Genomic DNA, 10,257 nt, shown 5'->3' with positions numbered 1-10,257 from the left:
ACCTTTACTACAGCTTTGCGTTGAAGTTTGGTGTTCGTTGTCCAGGATAGGTGGGAGACTGTGAAGCGGAGGCGTCAGCTTTCGTGGAGTCAACCTTGGGATACCACCCTTCGGATTCTGGGCTTCTAACCCGATGCCGTGATCCGGGTCGGGAACAGCGCGAGGTGGGTAGTTTGACTGGGGCGGTCGCCTCCTAAAATGTAACGGAGGCGCGCAAAGGTTCCCTCAGCACGGTTGGAAATCGTGCGTAGAGCGCAAAAGCATAAGGGAGCTTGACTGCGAGACTGACAAGTCGAGCAGGGACGAAAGTCGGCTTTAGTGATCCGGCGGTTAAGAGTGGAATTGCCGTCGCTCAACGGATAAAAGGTACTCCGGGGATAACAGGCTTATCCTCCCCAAGAGTCCACATCGACGGGAGGGTTTGGCACCTCGATGTCGGCTCGTCGCATCCTGGGGCTGAAGCAGGTCCCAAGGGTTGGGCTGTTCGCCCATTAAAGCGGTACGCGAGCTGGGTTCAGAACGTCGTGAGACAGTTCGGTCCCTATCCGCCATGGGCGCTGGGAGCTTGAGAGGAGTCGTCTCTAGTACGAGAGGACCGAGATGAACAGGCCTCTGGTGTATCAGTTGTCGTGCCAACGGCACTGCTGATTAGCTACGCCTGGACGGGATAACCGCTGAAAGCATCTAAGCGGGAAGCCCACCTCAAGATGAGGCTCCCCATCACTTCGAGTGAGTAAGGGCCGTGGAAGACCACCACGTCGATAGGCGGGCGGTGTAAGCACAGCAATGTGTTCAGCTGACCCGTACTAATTGCCCGAGGTCTTGATTTTGAATTCGTTTGCGGGGTCGCTATGGAGTTTTGAAGGCGTGAGCGGCCGTCTCCTCGGAGGTGCGCTCCACCTTTGACAGTTTCGGCGGTCATAGCAGCGGGGGTACACCTCTTCCCATTCCGAACAGAGAAGTTAAGCCCGCCGGCGCCGATGGTACTTGGGGCGCAAGCCCCTGGGAGAGTAGGAAGCCGCCGAATGCTCTTGCCGTTGGGCCCCGTCAGGGGCCCCTCGGCGTTGAGCGGCCGTGCACGTTCGCTGCCCTGGGACGTCACGGGGTGCCTGCCCGCAGCCGCGCCACCCGCGCCTCGAGCGCCGGGTGCGTGCGGAACATGCGCGCGAGGCGATCGTCCGGGTCGAACGGGTCGACCGCGTAGAGCGGCTCGGTGGCCGGCGAGGCGGCGAACTGCACGAGCTCGGCAGCACGATCGAGTCGCAGGAGCGCATCGGCGAGATCGTGCGGGTCGCAGATCGACGCGGCCACCGCGTCGGCGGCGAGCTCGCGCCGCTGCGACAGCAGCAGGTGCGTGAACGCGGATGCGACCGGAGCGAGCAGGAACAGCAGCGCCTGCGACAGCCAACCGCCCATGCGGCTCGCCTCGATCAGCGTCACCGCCAGCAGCACCGCGAACGTCTGCGTCAGCACATCGCGCGCGCGTACGTGGACGAGCTCGTGGGCGATGACGGCGTCGAGCTCCTCGCGGCGCAGCGCATGCAGGAGCCCGGTCGAGACGGCGAGGGTCGAGCTGCGCGGCCCGCGGCCGACGACGAATGCGCGCGGGAAGCCGTCGTCGATGAGCGCGAGCTTCGGCGGCGTGATCGCGAGCGCCGCCGCGATGCGGTCGCTGGAGGAGCGGAGAAGCGGATTCTCCGCCAGCGCGAACGGTCTCGCCCCGAGCATCCCGAGCAGCACCCGGTCGCCCGTCCAGTACACGGCGGCCGCGGCGAGCAGGGCGGAGAAGGCGAACAGCGACGCCGTGTGCCTGCCCCCGACGAGCCGGCCCGCGCCTGCTGCGAGCAGCGTCAGGATCGTGACGAGGAGGAACGCCTTCACGACGTTGCCGGCGGCGCGGCGCCGCACGGCTCTAGTCTTCTTCGCCGCGCTCGTCGTCGAGCCCGCGCGGAGGCCAGTCCGGCTCCGGTGCGTCGCAGCGGCTCGAGCAGTGCAGCGACGCCACGTTCTGCAACGGCACGAGGATGTGCCCGTTGAGCTCGACGTGGGGGACGTCCTCGATCGAGCAGTAGGCGGTCAGCACGCCCTCCTGGTACTCGCCGCCGAACAGCGCCAGCTCGACCTGCTCCCCCTTGTACTTGTTCGTGTAGTCCTCCACCGGCCGGCCCAGTCTAGCTCCCGGCGGGGACGAGCCGTTCACCGGCGAGAGACAGGCGCACGACGTCGCAGTTGCCGATCGAGAGAGGGCCGGGGGAGCCGGCACGACGCAACGCGGCGCGGATCGGGCCGCCGTGCGAGACGACGAGCACGCGCTCGCCGTGGTGCGCGGCCGCGATGCGTCGCAGCGCCGTGACGACGCGCTCGGCGAGAGCGACGGCGGTCTCGCCGTCGCCCCAGTGTCCCGGCCGCGCGTCGGGGAACCGCGTCGCGATCTCCCGGTCGGTGAGCCCCTCCCAGCTGCCGAAGTCCTTCTCGCGCAGGTCGGGGAGGAGGACCACGTCCAGGCCGTGCCGGCCCGCGACGATCTCCGCCGTCTCTCGCGCCCGGGAGAGGTCGCTGGAATAGACGGCGTGCAGCCGCTCGCCGGCCAGGCGATCGGCGAGCGCGTGTGCCTGTGTCCGTCCGGTGGTGTTGAGCGGCCGGTCGGTCTGTCCCTGCACCCGCCGCTCCACGTTCCAGTCGGTCTCGCCGTGCCGTACGAGCAGGATCGTCGCCATCGCCGTCTACCGTAGCGAGACGCCCCGGGTCGGCGGCGTCGCGGCGGGCTCCGTACCGGGGACGCCGTTGCGGGCACGTAGGATCTCGATCATGGACCTCGGCCTCAGCGGGCGCTGTTGTCTCGTCACCGGCTCGACCGCCGGCATCGGGCTCGAGACGGCGCGTCAGTTCGTCGCCGAGGGCGCGCGCGTCGTCACCTGCGGCAGGCGCGGCGCGCCCGGGATCGGCGAGACCCACCACGTCTCCTGCGACCTCGGCGTCGCCGGCGAGCCGGAGCGTGCAGTCGCCGAGGCCGCGCACGCTCTCGGCGGCCTCGACGTGCTCGTCAACAACGTCGGCGTCGCCCGGCAGGCGCGCTTCGAGGACGTCGACGACGCCGAGTGGGAGGCCTATTTCCAGCTCGACGTGATGAGCTACGTGCGCACGATCCGTGCAGCGCTGCCGCACCTGCGCGCGAGCCGAGCGGCGGCGATCGTGAACGTCTCGTCGAGCGCCGCGAAACGCCCGTCTGTGGGAATGCCCCACTACTCCGTCATGAAGGCGGCCGTGTTGTCGCTCTCCCGTCTCGTCGCCGACCTGTACGGGCCCGAGGGCATCCGCTGCAACGCCGTCGCCCCGGGTCCGACCGCGACCGACATCTGGCTCGCCGAGGGCGGCCTCGCCGACCAGCTCGGCGACGACCGTGAGGCCGTGCTCGCCCGGGTCGCCGCCGGCCGCCCGCTCGGGCGCATGGGCACGGCGGCTGACTCCGCGGCCGTGATCGTCTTCCTCTCATCGGATCGCGCCTCGAACGTCACCGGCGCCGCCTGGTCGGTGGACGGCGGCACCGTCCCCGTCATCCTCTGACGCAACCCGGGCGTACGGTCGGCGATCCGGGGCGGCGACTACCCTGAGAGCGATGGAACGGGCAGCGAGTGTCGTCGATGCGTTCGCGCAGCGGATGCGCGAGCAGGAGGAGCTGACGCTGTCGCCGCTCGCGGTCCGCTCCTACGGAGGTCGCGGCCGCGAGCGCCCCGAGGAGCAGTGCGGCGTGCGCACGCCGTTCCAGCGCGACCGCGACCGGCTCGTGCACTCGAAGCCGTTCCGGCGCCTGAAGGGGAAGACGCAGGTCTTCATCGACCCGCAGGGCGACCACTACCGCACGCGCATGACGCACACGCTCGAGACGACGGCGATCTCACGCGTCGTCGCGCGGGCGTTGCGGCTCAACGAGGATCTCGTCGAGGCGATCGGGCTCGGTCACGACACCGGCCACACGCCGTTCGGGCACGCGGGCGAGCAGGCGCTCGACGACGTCCTCTGCGCGCGCTTCGGCCGCCGCTTCCGGCACAACGAGCAGTCGTACCGCATCGCCAGACGGCTCAATCTCACGCACGAGGTGTGCCAGGGCATCCTCACGCACACGGGCAGTCGGGAGCCCGAGACGCTCGAGGGCAAGATCGTGCGTCTCGTCGACAGGGTCGCCTACATCAACCACGACATCGACGACGCGATCCGCTACGGGATCCTGCGCGACAGCGACCTCCCGGTCGACGAGATCGGTCTGCTCGGCCCGACCGGGTCGGAGCGCATCGACACGCTCGTCCACGACATCGTCGTCGCATCGGAGGAAGCCGGGGACATCCGCCAGAGCGACGAGGTCGGCGAGGCGATGCTGTCGTTGCGCGCGTTCATGTTCGAGCGGGTCTACCTCGGGCCGCACGCCGAGCCGGAGCACCGCCGCGCGCACGACGTCGTGCGCGCGATCTTCGAACGTCTCGTCGCGGAGCCCGAGAGGCTGCCGGCCGGCGAGGGCGACCTGCCCGACCGCATCATGGACTACGTCGCGGGCATGACCGACCGCTTCGCGCTCGCGTACGCTGCCAGCCTCTGATGGCCCGCATCAAGGACCAGAGCGTCCGCGACGTGATCGCGGCCGCCGACATCGTCGAGGTGGTCGGTCAGCGCACGGCGCTCCGGCGCAGCTCCGGCACCCGCTACATGGGTCGCTGCCCGTTCCACGACGAGCGCTCGCCCAGCTTCTCCGTCAACTCCGACCTCGGCCTCTACCACTGCTTCGGCTGCGGCAAGGGCGGGGATGTCGTCACGTTCGTGCGCGAGACGGAGGGCCTCGACTTCGTCGCGGCGATCGAGTGGCTCGCGGAGCGCTTCCGGGTGCCGCTCGAGTGCGAGGAGAGCTCGCCGCTCGCCGACGAGGCGCGCCGCCGGCGCGAGCGGCTGTACGCCGTCCTCGACCAGGCCGCGATCTTCTTCGAGCGGCATCTGTGGGAGGGCCCGGCCGGGGAGCAGGTGCGCGCCTACCTCGCCGGACGCGGAATCCGCGAGGAGGCCGCGCGCGCCTTCCGGCTCGGTCTCTCGCCGGGCGAGGGGCTCGCCCGCAAGGCGCGGGAGAAGGGATTCACGGCGCAGGAGCTGCGTGCCGCCGGGCTCACGAACCAACGCGGAAACGACTACTTCCCGCCGCGCCTCATGTTCCCCCTCGCCGACGCGCGCGGACGCGTGATCGGCTTCCAGGCGCGCAAGCTGCGCGACGACGACCCCCTGCGCGGCAAGTACGTGAACTCGCCGGAGGGCGAGCTGTTCAAGAAGAGCGCCGTCCTCTACGGGCTCCACCTCGCACGTCCGGCGATCGCGAAGCAGGATCGGGCGGTCGTCGTCGAGGGCAACACGGATGTGATCGCACTGCACCAGACGGGCTTCGAGCCGGTGGTCGCGTCGATGGGGACTGCGCTCACGGAAGCGCATCTGCGCGAGCTCGCCCGTCTCACGAGGCGTCTGTTCCTCTGCTTCGATGCCGACGCCGCCGGCGAGGACGCGACCCTGCGCGGCATGGAGCTCGCCGCCGGGCAGGGCTTCGACATCCGCGTCGTCACGCTGGCGCCGGGTCAGGATCCCGCCGACGCCCCCGACGGCTTCGAAGCGCGCCTCGGCGACGCCGAGAGCTACCTGCACTACCGCGTGCGGCTGGAGATCGAACGGGCGTCCGACCGGCAGGAGGCATTCGTGCGTGCCCGTGAGATCCTCGCGCGGGCGGAGGACTCGCCCGAGCGGCAGGACGCCCTGCGCCTGCTCGCCGACCGCCTCGACCTCCCACGGGAGACGCTCTCCGGCATCGCGCCGGCGCGCGGGCGCGGAGGCGGCCCGCGCGAGCTGTCGCAGCCGCGGAAGCTCCTCGACGCCGGCGAGCGGCTCGAGCGCGACGCGCTCGCCGCGGTGATGGCGCACGGGGAGCTGGTCGACGGCCTCGCCGAGCTGTCGGCCGACCACTTCGACGTCGAGCTGCACCGGCGCATGCGCTTCCTGCTCGTCGAGCGCATCGACAGCACCGACGCCGACCTCGTCGCGCTGCGGGCGGAGCTCGACGCCCGCGCCGACCGGGAGGGGATCACGAGGCGCACCGGCGCCGAGCTGCTCTTGCGGCTGCGCGAGCGCAAGCTGCGCCGCGACCTGCAGGCGGAGGAAGACCTTGCGCGGACGACGGAGCTGCAGGCCCACCTCGCCAAGGTGCGGCAGGCGCTCACCGAGCTCGCCTGAGCCTGGATCCGGGCTCAGCGCTCGGGCGGCCGGGGCAGGCGTCGCGGTAGAGGCGGCGGCTCCTGGTGCACGAAGAGACCGAGCACGATGCGGCGAAGCCTCGTCGGCACCGTCTCGTCCGTCGGCGGCCCCGGGTGCGACCATGCGGAGGCGAGCTCGGCGCCGAGCAGAAGCGCGGACGCGTACAGGTACATCGAGTAGAGGAACACGAGCGCGGCCGTGAGCGACCCGTAGACGACGCTGAGCCGCGTCGTGCGGTCGTAGATCCAGCCCGACGCGAGCGAGATCGCGAGCAGGAGCAGTGCGGTGAAGAGCGCGCCGGCGAGCGCGTCGGGAAAGCGCAGCCGCCGCGCGGGCACGAAGCGATACAGGAGCAGCACGACGACGGTCGAGAGGAGGAGCGGCACGCCGTGCCGCGCGAGCAGCTGCAGTGCGCCGCTGTGGGCGCCGATCGCCGACAGCGGGCGCTGCGCCGTGTCGGTGACGACCTGCGCGACGAGGTTGACGAGCACCGCCACGAGCACGAGCGCCGCGGTGCCGATCACGAGCACCAGGTCGACGAGCTTCGCGCGAGCGGCCGGGCGAGAGCGCTCCACCCGCATCGCCACTTCGAGGCCCGTGCGCAGCGCACCCATCATGCCCGATGCCGCCCAGCCGAAGAGGAGCAGGCTGAGCAGGCCGAGCAGGCTGACCGGGGCGGCGATCGTCTCGATCGCCCGGGTGACGTCCGCCGTGCCCTGATCGGAGAGCGGGAGCGCGTCGACGATCTCCCGGATCACCCGCGAGCGCAGGTCGTCGTCCTGGAGCACGACACCGAGGATGGCGACGAGCACGATCGCAAGCGGGGCGAGCGAGAAGAGGACGCGGTAGGCGATGCCCGCCGCGTGCTGGCCGCAGCGGTCGCTGAAGTAGCCGTCGATCGCCTGCGGCAACGCGCGCGCGAACGTGCGCGCGACGCCGAGCAGCCCGCTGCGCTGCTTCTCCGTCGCGACGTCCGCGCTCCCGGTCTCGACCATCCCGTCAAGTCTAGGAGCGCGCCGGACGTCACAGGGCGGCCTGCCCGGCCGCGTGCTGCGGCTACAATCTGCCCGCTCCTTCCCCGGTAGCTCAATTGGCAGAGCATCCGGCTGTTAACCGGAGGGTTGTTGGTTCGAGTCCAACCCGGGGAGTGTGGAAGCCCCGCACGTGCGGGGCTCTCTCGTTGTCGGCGCGGCCGCGCGGGGCGCTGCGTACTTCTGCGCAGCCGCGATCCGCGACGACTGCGATGCGACGGTGCCGGAGGGCGCCGATGATGACGGGATCCGACCGGGAGGCGACGACGATGACCAGAGACAGCTTGACGGTGACCGACAACCGCACGGGCGCCACCTGCGAGCTTGCGATCAGCGACGGAACGATTCGTGCCAGCGATCTCCGGCAGCTGAAGGCCACCGGCGACGACTTCGGGCTCATGAGCTACGACCCCGCGTTCCTCAACACGGCGTCGGTGCGGAGCGCGATCACCTACATCGACGGAGAGGCCGGCATCCTCCGCTACCGCGGCTACCCGATCGAGCAGCTCGCCGCCGGGAGCACATACCTCGAGGTCGCCTACCTGCTCGTGCACGGCGAGCTGCCCACGGCCGAGCAACTGCACGCGTGGGAGACCGAGATCGTGCACCACACGTTCGTGCACGAGAGCATGAAGCGGCTGATGGAGGCCTTCCACTACGACGCCCACCCGATGGGGATGCTGATCGCGTCGGTGGCGGCGCTGTCGACGTTCTACCCCGAGGCATCCGAGGTGGATGACGCCGGCAACCGCATGCTGCAGGTGCACCGGCTCATCGCCAAGGTGCCGACGATCGCCGCCTGGGCCTACCGCCACACCCGTGGCTTCCCGTACGTCTATCCCGAGAACGATCTCGGCTTCACCGGCAACTTCCTGTCGATGATGTTCCGCATGGCCGAGCCGCGCTACACGGCCGATCCCGCGCTCGAGCGCGCGCTCGAGGTGCTCTTCATCCTGCACGCCGACCACGAGCAGAACTGCAGCGCCAACGCGATGCGGGCGATCGGGTCGAGCCGGGTCGACCCCTACAGCGCCCTCGCCGGCGCGGCGGCCGCACTCTACGGCCCGCTGCACGGCGGCGCCAACGAGGAGGTGCTGCGCATGCTCGCCGAGATCGGCGACGTGCGCCACGTTCCGGCCTACGTCGAGCGGGTGAAGGCCGGGGACTTCCGGCTCATGGGTTTCGGGCACCGCGTCTACAAGAACTACGACCCGCGGGCGAAGATCATCAAGCAGACCGCCGACTCGGTGTTCGAGGTGACGGGCCGCAACCCGCTGCTCGACGTGGCGCTCGAGCTCGAGAAGATCGCCCTCGAGGACGAGTACTTCGTGTCGCGCAAGCTCTACCCCAACGTCGACTTCTACTCGGGCCTCATCTACCAGGCGCTCGGCCTGCCGGCGACGATGTTCCCCGTCATGTTCGCCATCCCGCGCACGGCCGGGTGGCTCGCGCAGTGGCTGGAGGGCGTCGTCGACCCCGAGCAGAAGATCGCGCGGCCGCGGCAGGTGTACGTGGGCCGGGGCGAGCGCGACTACGTGCCCCTCGAGCGCCGGTAGGCGGAGCCGTCGACGAGGCGCCGAACACGCGCCCGCGTGTGACAGCGGCCGCGGGCAGGAATGAGCGCGAGGAGTGTCGAAGTCGCACGGGTGCGTCGTTTCCTCGCCGCCGCGGCGGCGCTGACAGCCACCCTCGTCCTCGCTCCACCCGGCTTCGCCTCGTCGAGCGCGAGCATTGCCGCGCTGCAGGTCTCACTGCGCGCGCACGGCCTCTACACGGGTCCCGTGGACGGTGTGCCGGGACCGCTGACGCGGGGCGCGATCGTCTCCTTCCAGCGCGCGCACGGCCTCCGTTCCGACGGGCGCGTCGACAGACGCACGCGCCGGGCGCTCGGCGCGCTCGGCGGCCCGCTCCTCGGGCAGCGCGAGCTCGGCGTCGGTGCCGTCGGCTGGGACGTGTCGGCGCTCGAGTTCCAGCTCGTCCGCTTCGGCCTGCCGCGCGCCTCCGTCGACGGGCGCTTCGCGGCGGCCACGGCCGCCGCGCTCACGCGCTTCCAGTCGTCCGTCGGACTCACGGCCGACGGCATCGCCGGGCCGAGGACGTATCGTGCCCTCGTTCGCGGCCCTTCCTCGGGCACGTCGGCGCGCCGCCATGTCGTCCGGGCCGGCGAGGGCTTCTACGCGATCGCCGCGCGCTACCGTGTCGACCCCGTCCGGCTCGCGCGCGCGAACGGTCTCACGCTCGCGAGCGTCCTCGTGCCCGGACAGCGGCTCGCCCTGCCCGCGGGCGCGCGCGTGGCCGCCGCGGCCCCGGCCGGCACGCGCTCGTCGGCGATTGCGACGGCGGTGCGGCATGTCGTACGCCCGGGTGAGGGCTTCTTCACCATCGCCGCGCGCTGGCGTGTCAGTCCCTGGGACCTCGCTCGGGTGAACGGGCTGACGCTGTCCAGCGTGCTCGTCCCCCGCCAGACGCTGCGTCTTCCCGCGGGCGCGCACGCGGTCGCCGGCGCCCTGCCGGCAAGCCGCGAGTCGGTGCGGGCGGCGATCGACCGCTGGGCGTCCGCCTACGGCGTCGACGCGAAGCTCGCGCGCGCGCTCGCGTGGATGGAGTCGGGGTTCCAGACGGACGTCGTCTCCGGCGTGGGTGCGATCGGGGTCATGCAGCTCCTGCCCGAGACGTGGGAGTGGGTCGACGCGATGCTCGTCGGCCACCCCACGCCCCGCACGTACGAGGGCAACGTGCAGGCCGGCGTGCGCTACCTGCGCTGGCAGCTCGACCAGTTCGGCGGCGACGTGCGGCTCGCGCTCGCGGGCTGGTATCAGGGCGCGCGCGCCGTGCGCGAGATCGGCCTCTACGACGACACGAAACAGTTCGTGAAGGTCGTGCAGCTGCTCTACGGCACCGTTTGACCGGCGCCTGGACGGTCCACCCTCTGCTTAGCGCCTGCCGGTTCGGC

9 protein-coding genes, 1 tRNA gene and 2 rRNA genes (1 of these 12 cut by a window edge) are annotated in these 10,257 nt (G+C 70.8%); 8 read left to right on the top strand and 4 right to left on the bottom strand.

Annotated features, from left to right (window positions below):
- A 23S ribosomal RNA gene (locus Gocc_RS05420) occupies positions 1 to 830 on the top strand; it begins 2,161 nt to the left of the window's first position.
- Positions 831 to 910: 80 nt separating this feature from the next.
- Positions 911 to 1,027: ribosomal RNA gene (gene rrf / locus Gocc_RS05415) — 5S ribosomal RNA — on the top strand.
- 71 nt (positions 1,028 to 1,098) lie between these two features.
- Here the strand turns inward: rrf and Gocc_RS05410 are convergent.
- From Gocc_RS05410 to Gocc_RS05400, 3 genes are read right to left on the bottom strand one after another with little or no spacing between them, the layout of a single operon-like run.
- On the bottom strand, positions 1,099 to 1,908 hold the full coding sequence (locus Gocc_RS05410) for a M48 family metalloprotease (RefSeq protein WP_114795505.1): 810 nt from the start codon (positions 1,906 to 1,908) through the stop codon (positions 1,099 to 1,101).
- Positions 1,909 to 1,912: 4 nt separating this feature from the next.
- A complete protein-coding gene (locus tag Gocc_RS05405; protein ID WP_114795504.1) occupies positions 1,913 to 2,158 on the bottom strand; it encodes a hypothetical protein in 246 nt (81 codons plus the stop codon).
- A 13-nt stretch (positions 2,159 to 2,171) separates the two neighbouring features.
- On the bottom strand, positions 2,172 to 2,717 hold the full coding sequence (locus Gocc_RS05400) for a histidine phosphatase family protein (RefSeq protein ID WP_114795503.1): 546 nt from the start codon (positions 2,715 to 2,717) through the stop codon (positions 2,172 to 2,174).
- Between the two features lie 91 nt (positions 2,718 to 2,808).
- On the opposite strand from Gocc_RS05400, the gene Gocc_RS05395 reads away from it, so the two are divergent.
- Genes Gocc_RS05395 through dnaG form a run of 3 tightly spaced genes read left to right on the top strand, consistent with a single transcriptional unit; the run spans position 2,809 to position 6,252 of the window.
- Entirely contained in the window at positions 2,809 to 3,564 is a 756-nt protein-coding gene (locus Gocc_RS05395) for an SDR family NAD(P)-dependent oxidoreductase (protein WP_114795502.1), read from the top strand.
- Between the two features lie 52 nt (positions 3,565 to 3,616).
- A complete protein-coding gene (locus Gocc_RS05390; protein WP_114795501.1) occupies positions 3,617 to 4,591 on the top strand; it encodes a deoxyguanosinetriphosphate triphosphohydrolase in 975 nt (324 codons plus the stop codon).
- On the top strand, positions 4,591 to 6,252 hold the full coding sequence (gene dnaG, locus Gocc_RS05385; protein ID WP_114795500.1) for a DNA primase: 1,662 nt from the start codon (positions 4,591 to 4,593) through the stop codon (positions 6,250 to 6,252). Before Gocc_RS05390 ends, dnaG begins: the two co-directional genes overlap by 1 nt.
- A gap of 14 nt (positions 6,253 to 6,266) precedes the next feature.
- Here the strand turns inward: dnaG and Gocc_RS05380 are convergent, their stop codons facing one another.
- Positions 6,267 to 7,268, bottom strand: coding sequence for a YihY/virulence factor BrkB family protein (locus tag Gocc_RS05380; protein ID WP_114795499.1), 1,002 nt, complete (start codon positions 7,266 to 7,268; stop codon positions 6,267 to 6,269).
- Positions 7,269 to 7,348: 80 nt separating this feature from the next.
- On the opposite strand from Gocc_RS05380, the gene Gocc_RS05375 reads away from it, so the two are divergent.
- From Gocc_RS05375 to Gocc_RS05365, 3 genes are all read left to right on the top strand, one after another.
- Positions 7,349 to 7,421: transfer RNA gene (locus tag Gocc_RS05375), tRNA-Asn, on the top strand.
- Positions 7,422 to 7,573: 152 nt separating this feature from the next.
- Positions 7,574 to 8,860 carry a citrate synthase gene (locus Gocc_RS05370; protein WP_181813398.1) on the top strand — a complete coding sequence of 429 codons (1,287 nt, stop codon included), beginning with the start codon at positions 7,574 to 7,576 and terminating at the stop codon, positions 8,858 to 8,860.
- 90 nt (positions 8,861 to 8,950) lie between these two features.
- On the top strand, positions 8,951 to 10,210 hold the full coding sequence (locus Gocc_RS05365) for a peptidoglycan-binding protein (RefSeq protein ID WP_181813397.1): 1,260 nt from the start codon (positions 8,951 to 8,953) through the stop codon (positions 10,208 to 10,210).
- The last annotated feature ends 47 nt before the right edge of the window (positions 10,211 to 10,257 follow it).

The organism is Gaiella occulta (genome assembly GCF_003351045.1).
Taxonomy (GTDB): domain Bacteria; phylum Actinomycetota; class Thermoleophilia; order Gaiellales; family Gaiellaceae; genus Gaiella; species Gaiella occulta.
Note: the sequence above shows the minus strand (reverse complement) of the source record. Positions and strands in the feature narration are given on the sequence as shown.